23 protein-coding genes and 1 pseudogene are annotated in these 20,050 nt (G+C 60.6%); 11 read left to right on the top strand and 13 right to left on the bottom strand.

The features are described 5' to 3' along the window. Positions 1-468 precede the first annotated feature (468 nt). The 3 genes from FQ182_RS21660 to FQ182_RS21650 all read left to right on the top strand — a co-directional run bounded on the left by FQ182_RS21660 (position 469) and on the right by FQ182_RS21650 (position 2,413). Positions 469-1,191 (top strand): hypothetical protein, encoded by a 723-nt coding sequence (locus tag FQ182_RS21660; RefSeq protein ID WP_149413590.1) that lies wholly within the window; start codon positions 469-471, stop codon positions 1,189-1,191. Positions 1,192-1,437: 246 nt separating this feature from the next. Further along, entirely contained in the window at positions 1,438-2,082 is a 645-nt protein-coding gene (locus FQ182_RS21655; RefSeq protein ID WP_149413591.1) for an NAD(P)H-dependent oxidoreductase, read from the top strand. Continuing rightward, positions 2,021-2,413 (top strand): MerR family transcriptional regulator, encoded by a 393-nt coding sequence (locus tag FQ182_RS21650; protein ID WP_149413592.1) that lies wholly within the window; start codon positions 2,021-2,023, stop codon positions 2,411-2,413. Before FQ182_RS21655 ends, FQ182_RS21650 begins: the two co-directional genes overlap by 62 nt. Before the next feature lie 331 nt (positions 2,414-2,744). On the opposite strand, the gene FQ182_RS21640 is transcribed toward FQ182_RS21650, so the two are convergent. Then, positions 2,745-2,999 (bottom strand): hypothetical protein, encoded by a 255-nt coding sequence (locus FQ182_RS21640; RefSeq protein WP_149413594.1) that lies wholly within the window; start codon positions 2,997-2,999, stop codon positions 2,745-2,747. 122 nt (positions 3,000-3,121) lie between these two features. Between FQ182_RS21640 and FQ182_RS21635 the strand changes: the two genes are divergently transcribed. From FQ182_RS21635 to FQ182_RS21615, 5 genes are all read left to right on the top strand, one after another. Next, positions 3,122-3,994, top strand: a complete 873-nt coding sequence (locus FQ182_RS21635; protein WP_149413595.1) for a WYL domain-containing protein — start codon at positions 3,122-3,124, stop codon at positions 3,992-3,994. 238 nt (positions 3,995-4,232) lie between these two features. After that, a complete protein-coding gene (locus FQ182_RS21630) occupies positions 4,233-4,475 on the top strand; it encodes an exodeoxyribonuclease VII small subunit (RefSeq protein ID WP_003176346.1) in 243 nt (80 codons plus the stop codon). Further along, a complete protein-coding gene (gene ispA / locus FQ182_RS21625; RefSeq protein ID WP_149413596.1) occupies positions 4,472-5,359 on the top strand; it encodes a (2E,6E)-farnesyl diphosphate synthase in 888 nt (295 codons plus the stop codon). Before FQ182_RS21630 ends, ispA begins: the two co-directional genes overlap by 4 nt. A gap of 110 nt (positions 5,360-5,469) precedes the next feature. After that, positions 5,470-7,368 carry a 1-deoxy-D-xylulose-5-phosphate synthase gene (dxs, locus tag FQ182_RS21620; protein ID WP_149413597.1) on the top strand — a complete coding sequence of 633 codons (1,899 nt, stop codon included), beginning with the start codon at positions 5,470-5,472 and terminating at the stop codon, positions 7,366-7,368. A gap of 155 nt (positions 7,369-7,523) precedes the next feature. After that, positions 7,524-9,446 (top strand): TonB-dependent siderophore receptor, encoded by a 1,923-nt coding sequence (locus FQ182_RS21615; protein ID WP_149413598.1) that lies wholly within the window; start codon positions 7,524-7,526, stop codon positions 9,444-9,446. Here the strand turns inward: FQ182_RS21615 and FQ182_RS21610 are convergent. The 12 genes and pseudogenes from FQ182_RS21610 to nrdR form a co-directional block, all read right to left on the bottom strand. Then, complete coding sequence (locus FQ182_RS21610) at positions 9,443-10,243, bottom strand: cobalamin-binding protein (protein ID WP_149413599.1); 801 nt, start codon at positions 10,241-10,243, stop codon at positions 9,443-9,445. The genes FQ182_RS21615 and FQ182_RS21610 overlap by 4 nt on opposite strands. Beyond that, positions 10,243-10,662 carry an MFS transporter gene (locus tag FQ182_RS21605; RefSeq protein WP_149413600.1) on the bottom strand — a complete coding sequence of 140 codons (420 nt, stop codon included), beginning with the start codon at positions 10,660-10,662 and terminating at the stop codon, positions 10,243-10,245. The genes FQ182_RS21610 and FQ182_RS21605 overlap by 1 nt, the downstream gene beginning before the upstream one ends. After that, positions 10,659-11,276, bottom strand: a complete 618-nt coding sequence (ribA, locus tag FQ182_RS21600; protein WP_149413601.1) for a GTP cyclohydrolase II — start codon at positions 11,274-11,276, stop codon at positions 10,659-10,661. The genes FQ182_RS21605 and ribA overlap by 4 nt, the downstream gene beginning before the upstream one ends. 147 nt (positions 11,277-11,423) lie before the next feature. After that, positions 11,424-12,152 (bottom strand): ABC transporter substrate-binding protein, encoded by a 729-nt coding sequence (locus tag FQ182_RS21595; protein ID WP_149413602.1) that lies wholly within the window; start codon positions 12,150-12,152, stop codon positions 11,424-11,426. A gap of 93 nt (positions 12,153-12,245) precedes the next feature. Further along, a pseudogene (locus tag FQ182_RS30420) lies at positions 12,246-12,380 on the bottom strand (phosphatidylglycerophosphatase A); the annotation flags it as partial. A 32-nt stretch (positions 12,381-12,412) separates the two neighbouring features. Next, on the bottom strand, positions 12,413-13,378 hold the full coding sequence (gene thiL, locus FQ182_RS21585) for a thiamine-phosphate kinase (RefSeq protein ID WP_149413603.1): 966 nt from the start codon (positions 13,376-13,378) through the stop codon (positions 12,413-12,415). Positions 13,379-13,396: 18 nt separating this feature from the next. After that, positions 13,397-13,897: a transcription antitermination factor NusB gene (nusB, locus tag FQ182_RS21580; protein WP_149413604.1), complete on the bottom strand. Its 501-nt coding sequence runs from the start codon at positions 13,895-13,897 to the stop codon at positions 13,397-13,399. Further along, positions 13,894-14,370: a 6,7-dimethyl-8-ribityllumazine synthase gene (gene ribE, locus FQ182_RS21575; RefSeq protein ID WP_149413605.1), complete on the bottom strand. Its 477-nt coding sequence runs from the start codon at positions 14,368-14,370 to the stop codon at positions 13,894-13,896. Before ribE ends, nusB begins: the two co-directional genes overlap by 4 nt. A gap of 90 nt (positions 14,371-14,460) precedes the next feature. Further along, complete coding sequence (ribBA, locus tag FQ182_RS21570) at positions 14,461-15,552, bottom strand: bifunctional 3,4-dihydroxy-2-butanone-4-phosphate synthase/GTP cyclohydrolase II (protein WP_149413606.1); 1,092 nt, start codon at positions 15,550-15,552, stop codon at positions 14,461-14,463. A 15-nt stretch (positions 15,553-15,567) separates the two neighbouring features. Beyond that, a complete protein-coding gene (locus FQ182_RS21565) occupies positions 15,568-16,230 on the bottom strand; it encodes a riboflavin synthase (protein ID WP_133103446.1) in 663 nt (220 codons plus the stop codon). A gap of 34 nt (positions 16,231-16,264) precedes the next feature. Continuing rightward, positions 16,265-17,401, bottom strand: a complete 1,137-nt coding sequence (gene ribD, locus FQ182_RS21560) for a bifunctional diaminohydroxyphosphoribosylaminopyrimidine deaminase/5-amino-6-(5-phosphoribosylamino)uracil reductase RibD (RefSeq protein ID WP_149413607.1) — start codon at positions 17,399-17,401, stop codon at positions 16,265-16,267. Then, positions 17,398-17,868, bottom strand: coding sequence for a transcriptional regulator NrdR (nrdR, locus tag FQ182_RS21555; protein WP_178114500.1), 471 nt, complete (start codon positions 17,866-17,868; stop codon positions 17,398-17,400). Before nrdR ends, ribD begins: the two co-directional genes overlap by 4 nt. A 139-nt stretch (positions 17,869-18,007) precedes the next feature. Between nrdR and FQ182_RS21550 the strand changes: the two genes are divergently transcribed. Genes FQ182_RS21550 through trxA form a run of 3 tightly spaced genes read left to right on the top strand, consistent with a single transcriptional unit; the run spans position 18,008 to position 20,047 of the window. Further along, on the top strand, positions 18,008-18,463 hold the full coding sequence (locus FQ182_RS21550; RefSeq protein WP_149413608.1) for a YbaY family lipoprotein: 456 nt from the start codon (positions 18,008-18,010) through the stop codon (positions 18,461-18,463). Continuing rightward, positions 18,460-19,140 carry a methyltransferase gene (locus FQ182_RS21545; RefSeq protein ID WP_149413609.1) on the top strand — a complete coding sequence of 227 codons (681 nt, stop codon included), beginning with the start codon at positions 18,460-18,462 and terminating at the stop codon, positions 19,138-19,140. Before FQ182_RS21550 ends, FQ182_RS21545 begins: the two co-directional genes overlap by 4 nt. Positions 19,141-19,174: 34 nt before the next feature. Next, complete coding sequence (trxA, locus tag FQ182_RS21540; RefSeq protein ID WP_149413610.1) at positions 19,175-20,047, top strand: thioredoxin; 873 nt, start codon at positions 19,175-19,177, stop codon at positions 20,045-20,047. The last annotated feature ends 3 nt before the right edge of the window (positions 20,048-20,050 follow it).

The raw sequence follows: 20,050 nt of genomic DNA, 5'->3' as shown, positions 1-20,050 counted from the left end.
AGCTGAACGATTTGAAGGCTGGTGAGGTTTACCAAAAATAAGCTGAACCCGTCCCCGAGAAGCCGGCCACAAGCCGGCTTTTTAATTTCCTATCCATTTGTAAAATAAGACTTTTTCAGTCAAGCATCGAGCCAGCCCATACTTCAGTCCATCCCCCGACACCTTGGTGCGGGCTGGTTGATATCTCTAAGTGGGCGCTGATTGAGAACTGACCCACCGGGGTCAGTTTTCGGTCAGCGGCAACACACGCTGCTCTGCATGGATTTTTTACACGTCCTAACCATGCAGTACCGGGTCTTCCGGTGCTTATGCAGGCAATAATGGCACTACAGCATCATTGCCCACTCAATGAATCCAGCTCGATGCCGATAAACCTTCCCAAGCACTGCGCGGCTGCGTCAGAGCGGCTCTCTATTAGCCCGTGGATTCACCGGCACGGCTCGCCAATACCAAACAGGAAGTTTTTGTATGACCGACGAAACGAAGCCAGAAAACGAGTCACGCCTGCTCAAGGCTGTAGAGTCGATCGCCATCAGTCCAAAGGATGCCCGGGCATTAGTCTCGCAATACAGAATTCAAGTGAAGGCATCTAAACCTAATGCTTCAGAACATGAAGTTCAGGCACTGGTCGCGAAGAAAATCATCAGTCGTTACTCAAAAATGTCAGCCACTAGCGGTGGAGTTACGGCTTTGGCCGGCGTCATACCGGGCCTGGGCACTGCCGTCGCGATGGTCGGTGGCGGACTAACCGACGCTACAATCGGTATGAAATTTCAAGTCGATATGTGCATGTGCCTGGCTGATGCCTTTGGCTGGGATCTCACAAGTGAGGATGCGCGGCAACTGGCATTTATGATTGCAGCAGGAGGGTCGCTGGAGAAGTTTGGCGTGGAAGTTGGTACCGCATTCGCCTCTAAGGCTGGCGTAAACATGGTACGCCAGTATCTGAAGGGAGCAGCATTGCAGGCAATCAAGGAAATGTTCAAACGCATAGGCATCACCTTCACTCGAAAAGCATTGGAAAAGGCAATTCCATTCGGCATTGGCGTAGTGATTGGCTCCACAGCCAACTATGCACTAACGAAATACGTCGGAAATACTGCTTTGGGCTGGTTCACAACTGATCGTGATATGGGTAACGAGCCAATCGTCGTGAAGGATGAGCTGATGGTGGATGCTGAGCCGACATGACCCTACCTGGCCTTGTCGCAGCATGACCAGTCTTTGAGTATGAGAGGAGTTACCCTCATCGAATCCCGGTGCCTGGAAAGCCTTTAAATGAACAGAAGTGGATATATCTGCTCGCATTCATGAGCATCAGGACACCCTCTGCCGCCCAGAGACGCAATGGTCGACGCTTCTGGGCCGGCGCTTCTGCTTGACTCTCCCCCTAAGGTCACACCTCACCCTGAGGCTTATTTTTCAGGATCTACCTCCATGAACCAACGAATCCTGGTCATCCTCGGCCACCCCTCCCGCACCAGTTTCTGCTCTGCCCTCACCAATACCTACATCGCATCCGCCAAATCCGCCGGCCATGACGTACGCCTCCTGCACCTGGCCGAGCTGGCCTTCGACCCCATCCTGCACAACGGCTACACCCAGATCCAAACCCTCGAACCTGATTTGCTGAAGGCTCAATCCGACATTCTCTGGGCCGAGCATCTGACGTTTGTTTTCCCCATCTGGTGGGGTGGCATCCCGGCGTTGATGAAGGGTTTTATCGACCGGGTTTTCCTGCCGGGGTTTGCCTTTAAATATCGCGAGGGCAAGGCGTTCCCGGACAAGCTGCTGAAGGGGCGAACCGCACACTTACTGGTGACCCTGGATACGCCGCCGTGGTATTACAGGTGGTTCTACCGCATGCCCGGTTTGCATCAGATGCGCAGGACGACCCTTGAGTTTTGCGGCATCAAGCCGATCAAGTCGTTGATGTTCGGGCCGGTGCTGGGTTCAACGGTGCAGCAAAGGGACAGGTGGTTAAAGCAGGCCGGTGCCCTCTTCGGAAAAAGGACGTTTCATGTACATCGGCAAAGCCGCGCTACTGTCGGGCACAACGATCAAAGCGATTCGTCACTATGAGGACATCGGTCTGTTACCGCCGCCGCAACGGGAAGGTCGCTACCGGGTTTATTCAGCACAGAGCGTTGAGCTGCTGATGTTTATCAAGTGTGCGCAGCAGCTGGGGTTCAAGCTCAAGGAGTTGCAGAAAATCCTCCACGGGCACCAGGGCGATGAGCTGCCCTGGCAGCGAGCGAGCAAGGCCATTGCCGACAAGAAACGCGAGTTGGTGAGCCGAATTGAAGCCTTGCAAAGCGTGCATGCCGGGCTGGTGGCGTTTGAAACCAGTCTGGAAGCGGACACTCAACAATGTTGCGATCGGGCGTCTGTGTCGGGTGCAGAAAAAGGATAGTTGCTCCTTTATGCACCTAGCCAATTGGCATTCGCACTTCGCTTTCTGCGCACGGGCCTGTCAGTGCCACCTTCGCCCAGCCAATAGCTGCGCAATCCAGCCCTCCCACTGGCCGGCAAGCCGGCGTTCCAACCCGTCTTTCCCGCATGCGGGGCAACACTCAAACCAATCTTGCCGCCCCAGCGCATCACTGCGCGGCGCCACAGTTTTATGCCACCCACATCCCCCACACACGAACGTATACGGCTTCGGTCTAATCGGCATGACGCCACCTCCTTATGTTCCATTCGGGGAAACCCGAAACAAGCATCGCCTCGGGTAATTGTCATCGTCAGGCCGTAGGGCCTGCCTCCTGCAGCTGCACCAACGTGCGCTGAAGGTGTGCGATACGTGCTTTCTCGGCGCGTAAGGCTGAACGCAACTCGCGGTTCTCCATCTCACGAATCTTCGCCCAGCGAGTCGCCGTGCGGCAGCCGATGACAAACTTCCAAATTTCCCGCAACCGCAGGTACTGCATCAACAGCACCAGCAAAATCACACCAATCAATACCAGCGCACCTGTCGAAATAACCTCCGACATACCCATGTCCTGCTTCCTTCTGGTGAGTTCGAGTGATCTCGAAGACAGCCACACGATATGTAGTCTTTTATTACAGGTCTATACTGTGGACAGATACAGGTAAAGTAATGGCACACATGGGAGGGGTCATGAAACGCAAGCAATCCATTGAGCACGTCCGCTGGGACCTGGCACTTCGCTATCGTTTGATCGAGACCGTGGCCTGGTGGGAGGGGCGCCTGACCACGGGCCACTTGATCCAGAGCTTCGGCATCAGCCGCCAGCAGGCGTCGAAGGACATCAACACCTACATCACCGAACATGCGCCCCGAAACTTGACATATGACAAGCAGCTCAAGGGCTACGTCCCGAGCAAGCAGTTCAAACCCAGGTTTATCGACGACAGCGCCAGCGCCTATTTACACCTGCTGTATCAGAACAATGAACGGGCGCCGCACATCGAGGGGCTGGCGCTGGCCTACGCCCATACCAAGGTGCTGGAGGTGCCGGACCGCACCATTCGACCACAGATTTTGCGCCCGCTGCTCAAGGCCTGTCGCGAAGGGCTGCGCCTGGAAACCGAGTATGTGTCCCTGGCCAACCCCGAGCCGGAAATTCGGCTGATTGCGCCGCACACTCTGGTGTACACCGGCATGCGTTGGCATGTGCGGGCGTATTGCGAGAAGAACCGCAAGTACCGTGACTTTGTCCTCAGCCGTCTGCGGGGCGAACCGGAGTTGCTGGGCAAATCCGAGAACGTGATAGGCGATGACAGTGTCTGGGAAACCGAAGTGGCGCTGGTGATTGCCCCGGATCAGCGCCTGACAGCGGCACAACGGGCGATCATCGAGACGGATTTCGGCATGGTCGACGGCCAGTTAGTGATCCCCAGTCGCCAGGCTCTGGTGAAATATGTCCTGCAGCGTTATCAGATCGATCCAAAGAACCTCGACCCCAAACCAGAGGCCCAGCAGATCGTGGTGAAGAACCTGCAAGAGTTGAAGCCTTGGCTCTATGACTGAGGAATGACCTGTCTGACGTTGAGCCGAATAAGCCCTTTATTCGGCTCACGCAATTGCCCCCCCCGTTCGTCCGGATCATCCTCCCTGACAACACTAATCCAATGAGGGGGCGAACGCGGCGGCGCCAACAAAGCCTGCACACCTCCCTTGATCCTCATCACAAATCCCCCCCTCATTTGCCCCAACCCCCCATGTCTGCTAGTGTCGCGCCCGTTTACCGTCAACCGGAATAGCCGCCATGGCCCGCAAAAAAGTTGCACTCGATTTCGAACAATCCCTCGCTGACCTGCAAACCCTGGTCGAGCGTCTGGAGAACGGCGAGCTGTCGCTGGAAGACTCGTTGACGGCGTTTGAGCAAGGCATCGGCCTGACCCGCGATTGCCAGAGCGCCCTGGCGCAGGCCGAGCAGAAGGTCCAGGTGTTGCTGGAACGTGATGGGGAGTTGGCCGAAGAGCCTTTCGACGCGGAACAGCCTGAATGATCGTCGCCTATCAGGCCAGCAGCCAGGCCCGGGTCAATGCTGCGCTGGACACCCTGTTTGTTGCGCCAAGCCCCGAACTGAACCGCTTGTATGAAGCCATGCGCTACAGCGTGATGAATGGCGGCAAACGCGTGCGCCCGTTGCTCGCCTATGCGGCCTGTGAGGCTCTGGGTGCGCAAGCGGAACAAGCCAACGGCGCGGCCTGTGCGGTGGAGTTGATTCACGCCTACTCACTGGTCCACGACGATTTGCCGGCGATGGACGACGACGACCTGCGTCGCGGCCAGCCCACCACCCATAAAGCCTTTGATGAAGCCTGTGCGATTCTGGCGGGTGATGGCCTGCAAAGCCTGGCGTTCAGCGCCTTGCTGGACCCGACGCTGAGCAGTGTGAACACCGAGATCCGCTTGCGCATGGTCACCGCCCTGGCATTGGCCGCAGGCCCGGCTGGCATGGTCGGCGGCCAGGCGATTGACCTGGGCTCAGTCGGCCTGAAGCTTGATCAGCAAGCCCTCGAATACATGCACCGCCACAAGACCGGCGCGCTGATTGAAGCGGCCGTACAACTCGGCGCTCTGGCCAGTGGCCGCGCCGAAGCCGCGCACTTGGCAGCGCTGAAAACTTATGCGCAGGCCACCGGCTTGGCGTTTCAGGTGCAGGACGACATTCTCGACGTTGAAAGCGATACCGCGACCCTCGGCAAGCGCCAAGGCGCTGATATTGCCCGGGGCAAGCCGACGTATCCGTCGTTGCTCGGCCTGGAAGCCGCCAAGGCCTACGCCCTTGAGCTACGGGACCAGGCCCTGGACGCCCTGCGACCTTTCGACGCGGCGGCCGAGCCCCTGCGTGATCTGGCGCGGTATATCGTTGAGCGGCGCCACTGATAAGTCCGGCAGTTTCCCCCGCATATCGGCCAAGTTCGGCGCTCTGCGTGGGCAGTTTGCGATGCTTGAGGTAAACTGCCGCCTCTTCTATACCTATAACGATTCGCCTGATGCCCACGACGTTCCAAGAGATTCCCCGCAAGCGCCCGTCCACGCCCCTGCTCGACCGTGCTGACACGCCGGTCGGCCTGCGCCGTTTGGGTGAAGCCGAGCTGGAAACCCTGGCCGATGAGTTGCGCCAGGAGTTGCTCTACACGGTCGGCCAGACCGGTGGGCACTTCGGTGCCGGCCTGGGCGTCATCGAGCTGACCATCGCGCTGCATTACGTCTTTGACACCCCGGACGACCGTCTGGTGTGGGACGTGGGTCATCAGGCCTATCCGCACAAAATCCTCACCGGACGCCGCGAGCGCATGGGCACCCTGCGCCAGAAGGACGGCATTGCCGCCTTCCCGCGCCGCAGCGAGAGCGAGTACGACACCTTTGGCGTCGGCCACTCCAGCACCTCGATCAGCGCTGCGCTGGGTATGGCGATTGCCTCCCGTCTGCAAAATAGCGAGCGCAAAACGATTGCCGTGATCGGTGATGGCGCGCTGACGGCGGGCATGGCCTTCGAAGCGCTGAACCATGCGCCGGAAGTGAACGCCAACATGTTGGTGATCCTCAACGACAACGACATGTCGATCTCGCGCAATGTCGGTGGCTTGTCCAACTACCTGGCGAAAATCCTTTCCAGCCGCACCTACGCCAGCATGCGTGAAGGCAGCAAGAAAGTACTGTCGCGCCTGCCTGGTGCGTGGGAAATCGCCCGCCGCACCGAAGAGTACGCCAAGGGCATGCTGGTACCGGGCACCCTGTTCGAAGAGCTGGGATGGAACTACATTGGCCCGATCGACGGCCATGACCTGCCGACGCTGATCGCCACCCTGCGCAACATGCGTGACCTCAAAGGCCCGCAGTTCCTGCATATCGTCACCAAAAAAGGCAAAGGCTTCGCCCCGGCAGAAGTCGACCCGATTGGTTATCACGCCATCACCAAGCTCGAACCGGTGGACGCGCCGGCCGCTGCGCCGAAGAAAGTCAGTGGGCCGAAGTACTCTGGTGTGTTCGGTGAGTGGCTGTGCGACATGGCCTGCGCCGACCCGCGTCTGGTGGGCATTACTCCCGCAATGAAGGAAGGCTCCGACCTGGTGGCGTTCAGCGAACGCTTCCCGCTGCGCTATTTCGACGTCGCCATCGCTGAGCAACACGCGGTGACTTTCGCCGCCGGCATGGCCTGCGAAGGCGCCAAGCCGGTGGTGGCGATCTACTCCACCTTCCTACAGCGCGGTTACGACCAGCTTGTGCATGATGTGGCCGTGCAGCACCTCGACGTGCTGTTCGCTATCGACCGTGCTGGCCTGGTAGGCGAAGACGGCCCGACTCACGCCGGCAGCTTTGACTTGTCTTACCTGCGCTGCATCCCCGGCATGCTGGTGATGACCCCGAGCGACGAGAACGAACTGCGCAAAATGCTCAGCACCGGCCACCTGTACAACGGCCCGGCTGCCGTGCGTTATCCGCGCGGCAATGGCCCCAATGCAGTGATCGAGAAAGACCTTGAGCCTATCGAGATCGGCAAGGGCATCGTCCGCCGCCAGGGCAGCAACGTTGCTCTGCTGGTATTTGGTGTGCAACTGGCCGAAGCCCTGAAGGTTGCCGAGAAAATCGACGCCACCGTGGTGGACATGCGTTTCGTCAAGCCTCTGGACGAAGCCCTGGTGCGCGAAATGGCCGGCAGCCATGAGTTGCTGGTGACCATTGAAGAAAACGCCATCATGGGCGGTGCCGGTGCAGCAGTCAGTGAGTTCCTGGCGCGGGAGAACATCCTCAAGTCGGTGCTACACCTGGGCTTGCCGGATGCGTACGTCGAACACGCCAAGCCGGCGCAGATGCTGGCCGAGTGTGGGCTGGATGAGGCGGGGATTGAAGCCTCGGTTCGTCAGCGCATGACGCTCCTGGGGCTCTGACCCAACTCCCCGGTTAAAACCGGATCAAATGTGGAAGCTGGCTTGCCTGCGATAGCAGTGAGTCAGCTGCCCCATCATCAACTGAACCACCGCTATCGCAGGCAAGCCAGCTCCCACATTAGCTCTGCGTAATCCTTGGGAGCTATGGACAGCCCATGAACCGCCTTCGTTTCGCTCTGCCCCTGCTGTTATTGCCCGCCACCGACCTGCTCGCCGACAGCTTTGAGCGCGACCAGGCCCTGAAACTTCCTGACGTGGTCATCAGCGCCAACCGCCAGGTCCAGGCCCGCAACGACAGCAGCGCGGCCAACACCGTATTCACCCGCGACGACATCGACCGCCTGCAACCCTCCAGCGTGACCGACCTGCTCAGCCGCGTGCCTGGGGTGCAAGTGGCACAAACGGGTGGCCGTGGCAGCCTGCCGGGAATTTTCATTCGCGGTACCAAGGCTGCGCAAAGTCTGGTGTTGGTGGACGGCCAGCGCATCGCCAACGCCACCTCCGGCGACAGCGGCCTGCAATACCTGAGCATCGACCAGATAGAGCGGGTGGAAGTGCTGCGCGGTTCGCGTTCAGTGATTTATGGCAGCGATGCCATTGGCGGGGTGATTCAGATATTCACTCGGCGTAATGCGCAACCCGGTGTGCATCCACGCTTGCATATGGGGTTTGGCAGCAACAAGACCTGGGAGCGCAGCCTTGGGCTGTCCGGAGGTGATGAGCGCACCCGCTTTAATCTCGGTGCCAGCCTGGATGAGACTCAAGGGATCAACTCGACGCGTGAGTCATTTGCCGCCGATAACGATCACGATGCCTACCGCAACAAATCCTTGAGCCTGAATCTCAGCCACGCGCTGACCGACGACGTTGAGGTGGGCTTCAACCTGTTGGATGGTCGGGGCAAGTCAGAGTACGACAACCCGGACGGACGTTGGGACGATAGCCTGTTGAAAAGCGTCGGCCAGCAGCCCTACACCGATTACACAGTGAGCAGCGTCAGTAGCTACATCGACGCCAGGCTCAACGACCGCTGGCAAAGCCGCGTAGAACTGGGCCACAGCGAGAACCGCGACACCAAACGCGACAAGCTCAGTGATGACTTCACTGTGTTCAACACCTACCGCGACTCGATCAACTGGCAGAACGACCTGACTCTCAACGACCAGAACAGCCTGATCCTCGGCGGCGATTGGTCCGAAGACAGGGTTCGCAGCGACTTTGATTACTTCTCCCAGCGTCGCGGCCTGGATGAAACCAGTCGCTGGAATCGCGCAGCCTTTATTCAGCATCGCTTCCAGTCGGATGCTTTCTCCACCGAACTGGGTCTGCGCCACGACGACAACCAGCAATACGGCAGTCAGAACACTTGGAGCGGCACCTTCACCCTGCCGCTCAACCCCGATAACGTGATACTGCTGTCCTATAGCGAAGGCTTCCGAGCGCCGACCTTCAACGACCTGTATTACCCCGGCAGCAGCAACCCGGACCTCAAGCCCGAACACTCGAAAAGCTACGAGGTGCAATGGCGCAGCCAGCTGACTGACAGCACACGACTGGAAACCTCGCTGTACCGCACCGACCTCAAGGACGCGATTGTCGCCCGCCAAGAAAGTTACTACGTGCCATACAACGTCGCCTCGGCACGCATCAACGGCTTCGAAGCCGCCCTGAAGCAAGAGCTGTTCGGCTGGCAGGCCAATCTGGGGCTGGCGATTATTGATCCACGGGATCGCGACAGCGGCCACACCCTGGCCCGTCGCGCCCGCCGGACCTTGAGCCTGGACCTGGATCGGCAATTCGACCGCTTGGGCGTCGGCGCCAGTTGGCAAGCGGTCAGTGGCAGTTATGACGATGAAAAGAACAAAAACCGTCTCGGCGGTTATGCGCTGCTCGGACTGCGCAGCAGCTGGGCACTGAACCGGGAAGTGTTGCTGTCAGTGAAGCTCGACAATCTGCTGGACAAGACTTACGCCCGGGCGCGCTACAGCTATGAAGAGCCGCACTTCGAGAACAACCATGACTATCGGGAAGAAGGTCGGACCTGGATGGTTGGAGTGACGTGGACGCCAGAGATCTAGTGGGTGCTGGCTGCAACCACCTGACATAACCGCGCCACCGCCTCCAACATCTGCCCACTGGGCCGCTCCAGGCCTTTGTCCGGCACCACCAGCAAGCGCCCCTGGGCCACCGCCGCCACCTGGGGCCAGGCCTTCCAGGTATCCAGCTGGGTTTGGTCACCCGCCAGAATCACCTCGGGATTGCGCTGCAGCACCGACTCGACACTGACTTGGGGCGCCGGCAGTTTCAGGTCATCGAACACATTACGCGCGCCGCACACAGTCAGCGCATCACTGATGATCTGCCCGCCGCCCACGGTGTACAACGGTTGATTCCACACCTGATAAAACACCCGCAACGGCTCGGCCCGGTGATAGCGCTGGCGCAACTCGGTCAAGCGCTGACGCAGCTGCATGGCCAACTGGCGGCCACGCTCGGGCCGATCCAATTGCAGGGCAATGGCTTCGACCTGACTGGTCAGTTGTTCAAGGCTATGGGGTTCGGCCACGTAGGTCGGGATATTCAGGCGTTTGAGCTGTTCGCGCTGGGCCGGGCCGATGCTGCCAGGCCACAGCAATATCAGATCCGGTTTTAGGCTGAGCAATTGCTCCATGTCCAACTGGCCGTAACGCCCCACCGACGCCACGTTCGCCAATGGCGCTGGCCGCTCACCGCCGTCGAGCACGCCCACCAGCAAATCGGCAGCGCCCAGCTCAACGACGATTTCAGATAAGGAGGGTGCGAGGCTGACCACCCGCTCTACCGCCATCGCCTGGACACTGGCGAGCAGCAGCAAAACCGCCAACCAGGCGCGCATCAGCCCAGTTGACGCGGAATACGGTAGAGGTAGAACAGCACCATCGTCGACAACGCCAGCAGAAACAGCGGCACCGCTTCCAGGCCGACAAACACCGCCAGTGCGCCGATCCAGGCTGGCAAGGAAGCCGCCAGCAGCGCCAGGCGCCGCCGGGCCGCAAGGGTGATCCAGGCAGCGGATTCTTCAGGGGTATCGAGGGCTTTGCCGGTGGCGATCAGGGCGTGTTTGTAGCCATGGAAGTAACGCAGGCTGGCAAACATCGAGGCGGTGCCAGCGATAAAAAACGGCATGGCCAACACCGGCAACAGCGGCTCGGCCTTGCCAAACACCAGATTGATCACGAACAACGGCAGCAGCGCCAGGGCCAGGTATTGCCACCAGTTGAACGACAGTCGCCGCTTGACCTGACCACGGGTCACGCCCGGTCAGCCTCGCTCTGATGCTCGTTGCCCATCATGTGGTCGAGCTTGCTGGCCTTGGTGGCCAGATAAAGCTTGTTGTGCGGGTTGTGGCCGGTGTGCAGCGGCACGCGCTCGGCGACGGTGATGCCCATGTCGACCAAGGCCTTGACCTTGCGCGGATTGTTGGTCATCAGACGCAGGGACTTGATGCCCAAGTGCTCCAGCATCGGCAGGCACATGGCGTAGTCACGCTGGTCGGCAGCGAAACCCAGGCGCTCATTGGCTTCCACGGTATCGGCGCCGCCGTCTTGCAGTTCGTAGGCACGGATCTTGTTCAGCAGGCCAATGCCACGACCTTCCTGGCGCAAGTACAACAACACGCCGCGGCCTTCGCGAGCGATGGCCTGCATCGCGGCTTCCAGTTGCGAACCGCAGTCGCAACGCTGGCTGAACAGGGCGTCGCCGGTCAGGCATTCGGAGTGCAAGCGGCCGAGAACCGGCGCGCCGTCAGCCACATCACCCAGGCTAAGCACGACATGTTCGCGCCCACTGGCTTGCTCAAGAAAGCCATGCATGGTGAATTGGGCAAAAGTGGTAGGCAGCTTGGAAGCAGCGACGAAAACGACGGGCACCGTGTGCTCCTGATTTCAAATTACACGAGGCGGCATTGTAACAGCACGTTCCTACAGACGCTTAAGCTGAATTATCGCTGATAAAGATCAATCGGTTCGATTGGCCTTTGCCTTGGTTCTATGGGCCACCTCTACTGTAGGAGCCGGTCAAAAAGGATACGGCTGGTGCCAGCGCTCGAAAATTGGCTTCAGCTCACCGTTTTTCACCAAAACGTCCATGCGCTGATCAAACAGCGCCATCAGTGCCCGACCCCGCTCGTTGTCGGTAAAGCCCAGGAACAGCGGCAGTTCGACAAGATGGGTGAGCTTGAATAGCAAAGGGTCCGGCGCTTGATCCAGGGTGTAGCGTGCCTCGGTCAGGGCGTCGATGTAGAGGTCGGCGCGCTTGTGCAGCAGCATAGGCAGGATGCCGTCGCGGCGCTCAATCTGATTGAAGGTGTGGATATTGGGCAAGTAGGTGTCGTACTTGTAGCCACGCACCCAGGCCAGGCGGTAGTTGCCCAGCGTGGCCAGGGTCGGCGCCGCTGTGCTTGCCAGCCCCAGTGCATAGATATGATCGGAGTCGTAGTGCCAGCGCGCGTACCGCACGCTCTCGGTTTCATCACGGTAGGCGCCGACATAGGCATCGACCTCGCCGCGCTGGGCCAGGCCAACCGAGCGGGTGTAAGGCACGCTGCGGGTTTTGACCTTGACCCCAACCGGCTCGAAAACCTGTCGCAACACGTCCCAGGCCAGGCCACTGCCGTCTTCGTTGGTGTAGCTTTTCCAGGCTTCACTGGCGAGGTTAATCTGATCGGGAACCGTCGGAATATCATCCGCCCGTACCGAAAACACTAATGCACACAGCAGTACCAAGAGCCTGCGGCGACCATCCATAGTGACGACCTCTAATAAAATCAGCTCACGTCAAACACCACACCACCCCCTGCATCGCCAGCCAGGCAAATACGCCCGCCAATAGCCTCAGCCTGGCAAAATCTGCCACAACGGGGTAAAGGGTAGCGCAACCAGCGAGCCCCAGGATCTCGACGCCTTGGGCAACGCGCCAAAACCAAAGCCGAACGCGAGGAAACGCCAGGGATTGCACCCCACCGATGGCGGCACAAACTCAGCCGGGAGCTGTCAGGGGTGATCTGTCACGGAGCATCCCGAAAGTGTTGATAGCCCCGGATCACCGGAGTGATGTCCTGCCCCGTGGCGTCCAGCAGAACCACGCCCTGCCCCTGCGCCACCCGACCAATCACATGGATCGGCCAGCCGGCGGCCAGCAATGGCGCCAGCTCGACAGACGGCAAAGTGAACGCCAATACATAGTCGTCGCCACCGCTCAAAGCGGCGGATCGGGCCTCATCGTCGCCGAGAAACGCCAGCAGGGCCTCCGACAACGGCAGCGTTTGCCGCTCGATCAACAAACTGACAGCTGAAGCCTTGGCGATATGCCCACAATCGGCCAAAAGGCCGTCGGAAATATCCATGGCGGACGTAGCCTTGCCCCGCAACGCCAGGCCCAGTGCCAACTGGGGCTGAGGCGACCAGTAATGGGCCAGCAGTGGTTCGGCGATGGCCGCAGGCGCAGTGCGTTGGCCCAACACCAGCGGCAAGGCGCCGGCGGCGTTGCCCAGCGCTCCTCCCACACACAACAAATCACCGGGTTGTGCACCGCTGCGGGTCAAGGCCAGGCCTGCCGGCACCCGACCAAAGACGGTCAGGGTCAGGCTCAACGGGCCACGGGTGGTATCACCGCCCACCAGGCCCACGCCACAGCGTTGAGCCATGACGTTCAAACCCTGGGCATAGCGTTGCAACCAATCGGCATCCACCGTCGGGGTAGTCAGGGCAAGGGTAAACGCAAGGGGGTTGGCGCCCATGGCCGCCAGATCGCTGACCGCCACGGCCAGCGAGCGCTGGCCGAGCAGGAACGGATCGCAGGGGTCGGCAAAATGCACGCCGGCCACCAGGGTATCGGTGGAAATCGCCAGCTGTTCCCCTGTGGGAACCGCCAGCAAGGCGCAGTCGTCGCCGATCCCCAGGGCAATGCCCTCGCCGCCTTGCGCACAGGGCGCGGCGGCAAAGAACTTACGGATCAGTTCGAACTCGCCCATGGCGCAAGCAAGCGCTGATTAGCGCTTAAACGCCTTCACTTCGGCTTCACGCAGGCGCGGAGCCAGCTTGTCGAGCACGCCGTTGACGAACTTGTGGCCGTCGGTGGAACCGTAGACTTTCGCCAGTTCGATCCCTTCGTTGATCACCACGCGGTACGGTACGTCGACGCGCTTGAGCAGTTCCCAGGTGGACAGGCGCAGTACGCACAGTTCAACCGGGTCCAGCTCGTCGATGGTCAGGTCCAGGCACGGCGTGAGCGCAGCGTCGATTTCGGTCAGGTTGGCCGGGACACCGTGCAGGATGTCGTGGAAGTAGCTGGCATCGACATCACTGAAATCGTTGTCGACGCGAAACTGCGCTTCGATTTCGTTCAGTGATTGCTTGGCCATATGCCGCTGGTACAGCGCCTGGGTCGCGAGCTGACGGGCCTCCCGACGCTTGACGCTCTTGGAAGGTTTGCCGGCGTCCGCAGGGCGCGGGTCACGGGGGTTGAAACGATCGCTTTCGTCGCTAATCACTTGGCCTCCAACTGTGCCAGCAGGCTAACCATTTCCAGGGCAGACAGGGCAGCTTCGGCACCTTTGTTACCGGCCTTGGTACCGGAACGTTCGATGGCTTGCTCGATGGAATCAACGGTCAGCACGCCAAACGCGACGGGAACGCCGAACTCCATGGACACCTGGGACAAGCCCTTGGTGCATTCGCCAGCCACATATTCGAAGTGTGGAGTACCGCCACGAATGACCGCGCCCAGGGCGATGATCGCCGCGTATTCGCCTTGTTGGGCAACTTTCTGCGCAACCAGTGGAATCTCGAAGGCGCCAGGGGCGCGGATAATAGTGATGTTGCTTTCGCTCACACCGTGGCGAACCAGGGCATCCACGGCACCGCTTACCAGGCTTTCAACGACGAAGCTGTTGAAGCGGCCAACCACCAGAGCATAGCGGCCTTGGGGGGCGATGAAGGTACCTTCGATGGTCTTCAGGGTCATTCGACAAATCTCTTAAAGAGCCGGGACGCGTTCATTACGCGCCCCTCAGTGATATTTGAACCGCGAACAAGGGGCGAAAAACGCCAGCCTTTATTCGGAGGGCACGTATTCTACAACTTCCAGGTCGAAACCGGATATCGCATTAAATTTCATTGGCGCACTCATCAGGCGCATTTTGCGCACGCCCAGGTCACGCAAAATCTGCGAACCGGCACCGACGATGCTGTAGGTGGTCGGCGTTTTGACCGGGGTTTGCTCGGCGGTTTCGCGAATATTCGTCAGCAACACGTCACCATCCACCGGGTTGCCAAGCAGCAACACCACACCGCTACCGGCCTCGGACACCGCAGCCATCGCGGCCCGCAGGCTCCAGCGGCCCGGCTGCTTGACCATCAACAGGTCCCGCAGCGGGTCCATGTTGTGCACGCGAACCAGGGTCGGATTTTCAGCGCAGATGTTGCCCAGGGTCAGGGCCATGTGCACGTCGCCTTCCACCGAGTCACGATAGGTCACCAGATTGAACTGGCCCAACTCGCTGTCCAGAGGCTGCTCGGTAATCCGCTGAACGGTACGTTCGTGGATCATCCGATAGTGAATCAGGTCGGCGATAGTACCGATCTTGATGCCGTGTTCGGCGGCAAAAACTTCCAGTTCTGGGCGACGGGCCATGGTGCCGTCGTCGTTCATTACTTCGCAGATCACCCCGCTCGGTTCGAAACCGGCCATGCGCGCCAGGTCGCAAGCAGCCTCGGTATGGCCGGCACGGGCCAGGGTACCGCCGGGCTGGGCCATCAGCGGGAAGATATGGCCGGGGCTGACGATGTCTTCGGCCTTGGCGTCTTTTGCAGCAGCCGCTTGCACGGTGCGGGCGCGGTCAGCGGCGGAGATGCCGGTGGTCACGCCGGTGGTCGCTTCAATCGACACAGTGAACTTGGTGCCAAAACCCGAACCATTGCGCGGCGCCATCAGCGGCAGCTTGAGCAGTTCGCAGCGTTCGCGGCTCATGGGCATGCAGATCAGACCACGGGCGTGCTTGGCCATGAAGTTGATGTGTTCAGGCCGGCACAGTTCGGCGGCCATGATCAGGTCTCCTTCGTTCTCACGGTCTTCGTCATCCATGAGGATGACCATCTTGCCTTGGCGGATGTCTTCAACCAGTTCTTCGATGCTATTGAGCGCCACGTGGCACCCCCTTGGTCAGGATTTGAGATAGCCATTGGCGGCTAGAAAACTTTCGGTGATGTTCCCTGCAGCAGGCTCTGCGGCCTTGTCGCCCAACAACAGGCGTTCCAGGTAACGGGCAAGCAAGTCGACTTCCAGGTTCACCCGGCGACCTGGCTGGTACGACGCCATGATGGTTTCGCTCAGGGTGTGGGGAATGATGGTCAGTTCAAATTCAGCGCCATTGACGGCGTTCACGGTGAGGCTGGTGCCGTCGACGGTGATCGAGCCTTTATGGGCGATGTACTTGGCCAGCTCTTTGGGCGCGCGGATGCGGAACTCCACGGCGCGGGCATTTTCGCTGCGCGCTACCACTTCGCCGACGCCGTCGACGTGACCGCTGACCAGATGCCCACCCAGGCGAGTGGTCGGGGTCAGGGCTTTTTCCAGGTTGACCGGGCTGCCGGCCTTGAGGTCGTTCATCGCGGTGCAGTCCAGGGTTTCCCGGCTGACGTCGGCGGCAAAGCCATTGCCAGGCAACTCGACGGCGGTCAGGCACACGCCATTGACGGCGATGCTGTCGCCCAGCTTGACGTCGCTCAGGTCGAGCTTGCCGGTTTCAACCAGCACCCGCACGTCACCGCCTTTTGGGGTCAGTGCACGGATGCTGCCGATGGATTCGATAATGCCGGTAAACATGGAGTCCTCCTGGGGGCTTGGCGCAGGCCGGGAATTATACGCTTGCTGGGGGGACGGGAATGGCAGTGACTCGCCAGTCGTCGCCTACAGCACGCATTTCAATGATCTTGAGTTGGGGTGCGTCGGCCAGCTTCGCCAGAGGCCAGTCCAGCAACGGCCGGGCGGCTGAACCGAGGAACTTGCCGGCGACGAAAATCACGTACTCGTCCACCAAGCCCTGCTGGGCGAAGGCACCGGCCAGGCTCGGGCCGGCTTCCACCAGCACCTCGTTGACGCCACGGGCCGCCAGCGCCACCAGCGCCGAACGCAGGTCGACCTGACCTTCGACACCCGGCACTACCAGGCACTCGGGGCCGGTGGGGTACTGGTTTTCCGGCGTCACGCAAGTGATGACCAGCGCCGGGCCAGCCTTAAAGAACGGCGCATCCAGCGGCACCCGCAGGCGACCGTCGATCAACACCCGCAGCGGCGGCCGAGACATGGCCAGGGCGGTGGTTTCTTTATCCAGGCCCAGCTCGGCAGCGCGCACGGTCAGGCGCGCGCCGTCGGCCAGCACCGTGTCGGCGCCGGTCAGCACCACACTGGCCTGGGCACGTAACCGCTGCACATTGGCGCGCGCCGCCGGCCCGGTGATCCATTGGCTTTCGCCGCTAGCCATCGCCGTGCGCCCATCCAGGCTCATCGCCAGCTTGACTCGCACGAATGGCAAACCGTGCTCCATGCGCTTGAGGAACCCCTGATTGAGGGCCCGCGCATCCGCTTCAAGCACACCGCAGTGAACCGCGATCCCGGCCTGGGCCAGGCGCTGCAGGCCACGGCCGGCGACTTCGGGGTTGGGGTCCTGCATGGCGGCGACCACCCGGCCTACGCCGGCGTTGATCAACGCATCGGCGCAGGGCGGCGTATGGCCGTGATGGCTACAAGGCTCCAGCGTCACATAGACGGTGGCGCCCCGCGCCTGAGTGCCTGCTGCGCGCAGGGCGTGGACTTCGGCATGGGGTTCGCCGGTGCGCACGTGCCAGCCTTCGCCGACCACCTGCCCATCACGGACAATCACGCACCCGACCCGGGGGTTGGGATGGGTGGTGTACAGGCCTTTGCGTGCCAGTTCCACGGCGCGAGCCATGTAATGGGCGTCGAGGATGGTTTGCTCTACTGACGGTGGGTTCATTCTTTGATCGGCTCACGGGCCAGGCGGTCGATCTCTTCGCGGAACTCATTGAGGTCCTGGAAGCGTCGATACACCGAAGCGAAACGGATGTAGGCAACTTCGTCGAGCTTTTGCAGCTCGCCCATCACCAGTTCTCCAACCACCAGGGACTTGACCTCGCGCTCGCCGGTCGCCCGCAGCTTGTGCTTGATATGCGCCAGCGCAGCTTCCAGCCGTTCGACACTCACCGGGCGTTTTTCCAGGGCGCGCTGCATACCAGCGCGCAGTTTTTCTTCGTCGAAGGGCTGGCGGCTGCCGTCGGTCTTGATCAGACGTGGCAATACCAGTTCGGCGGTTTCGAAAGTGGTGAAACGTTCACCGCAGCCAGAGGCCAGGCATTCACGCCGGCGACGCACCTGTTCGCCCTCGGCGACCAGACGCGAGTCAATGACCTTGGTGTCGTTGGCACCGCAGAAGGGACAGTGCATGGTGGCAGGCAACAAAAAATGGGAGGGCCATGGTAGCGCATCCCCGTGGCAAGACAAGCCATAGCCTTTACGGTATATAGGCTGACTATTATGTTTCTTATCTTTAAATCACGGACTTTCGCCTTTTTTGGAGCCGTACATGCCTCTACGACCACTCGTTTTGCTCACTTTGTTCAGTTTCCTGGTGGCCTGCAGCAGCGAAGCGCCAAAACCGGCCGCCCCGCAACCGACGCCACAACAACAGAAAAAGATCCCCGGTGTGGAAGAGCTCGGCCCGCTGCCGGCCTATCAGCGTGAAGTGAGCGGCACCCTCAATGGCGTGCCGGCTGGTGCTGAAGTCGAGTTAGCGCTGCTGGTGATCGATGACCGCAGCCGCCCACAGCAATTGTTGGCCAGCAGCATATTGATCGGTAACAACAAGCCGTTGGCGTTCCGCTTGCGCTTCAACCCCCAGGCATTCCCAGCCGGGGCGCGCGTTGAATTGCGCGGTCGCGCCAGCCAGTCCGGCCAATTGATCCTGCACTTGCCTGCGGTGCGCATCGAACAAGCGATCACCCAGACCACTGGCCCCCTGCAACTCGTCAAGGCGCCATGAGACCACCGCTGGACCTGCAGCGGGCCTTGAGTGAGCTGATTGGCGATGCGCAACTGGTGCCCTCCCCGCTGCCAGGCACCGAGCTGTCACTGTGGCTGCTGGACGCTGACAACATGGAGCGCGCCTTCAGCCCGGAAGAAACCCAGCGCATCCTCCATGAACCGCCGTACTGGAGTTTTTGCTGGGCCAGCGGTTTGGCGCTGGCACGGTATCTGGCAGCCAATCCTGGATGGGTCGCAGGCAAGCGGGTGCTGGATTTTGGCGCTGGTTCAGGGGTGGCCGCAATTGCTGCCGCCAAAGCTGGGGCGCTGGAAGTGCTGGCCTGCGATCTCGACCCACTGGCCCTGGCGGCGTGCCGGGCAAATGCCGAACTCAATGGCGTTACGCTGGGTTATTCAGCAGACTTTTTCGCCGAGGCGGATCGTTTTGATCTGATCCTGGTGGCGGATGTGTTGTATGACCGGGCGAACTTGCCGCTGCTGGATCAATTCCTCACCCGCGGCCGGGAGGCATTGGTGGCGGACTCACGGGTTCGCGACTTCCAGCACCCGGATTATCAGCGCCTGGAAATCCTGGATGCCCTGACCTTGCCCGACCTGGCCGAGCCTTGGGAGTTTCGCAAGGTGAGCCTGTACCATTCGCGGCGCGCTTCCAGCCAATCCCGCCAGCCCTTATAGTTGCCCCCATCCCACGCTTTGTTCGAGATACCCCATGAGTGAGCCCACCCCGTACATCTTCGACGCCACCACTGCCACTTTCGACCAGGCGGTGATCGAGAACTCGTTCCACAAACCCGTGCTGGTGGACTTCTGGGCCGAGTGGTGCGCGCCGTGCAAGGCGTTGATGCCGATGCTGGCGCAGGTTACCGAGAGTTATCAGGGCGAGTTGCTGCTGGCCAAGGTTGATTGCGATGCCGAGCCAGACGTGGTCTCACGCTTTGGCATTCGCAGCCTGCCAACGGTGGTGTTGTTCAAGGACGGCCAGCCGGTGGATGGTTTCTCCGGAGCGCAGCCGGAGTCAGCGGTGCGAGCGATGCTTGAGCCGCATGTGCAAATGCCGCCCCCCGCCGCGGCTGATCCGCTGGTGCAGGCCGAGGCGCTGTTTGCCGAAGGTCGCATCAGCGATGCCGAAGCGGTGCTGGTCACTTTGCTGGGCGAAGACAACACCAACGCCGCCGCGCTGATTCTCTACGCGCGCTGCCTCGCCGAACGCGGTGAACTGGGCGAAGCGCAGACCGTGCTCGACGCAGTAAAAAGCGACGATCACAAGGCCGCACTGGCCGGCGCCAAAGCGCAAATCACCTTCCTGCGCCAGGCCGCTGACCTACCGGACGCCGCCGAACTGAAAGCCCGCCTGGCGCAAAACCCTCAGGATGACGAAGCGGTCTATCAACTGGCCGTACAGCAACTGGCTCGCCAGCAATACGATGCCGCGCTGGATGGCTTGCTCAAGCTGTTTATCCGTAATCGCAGCTACAGCGAAGGCCTGCCCCACAAAACCCTACTGCAGGTGTTTGAGTTGCTGGGCAGTGATCACCCGCTGGTCACGGTCTATCGGCGCAAGTTGTACACCGCGTTGTATTGATCG

The organism is Pseudomonas sp. ANT_H4 (genome assembly GCF_008369295.1).
GTDB lineage: Bacteria > Pseudomonadota > Gammaproteobacteria > Pseudomonadales > Pseudomonadaceae > Aquipseudomonas.
Note: the sequence above shows the minus strand (reverse complement) of the source record. Positions and strands in the feature narration are given on the sequence as shown.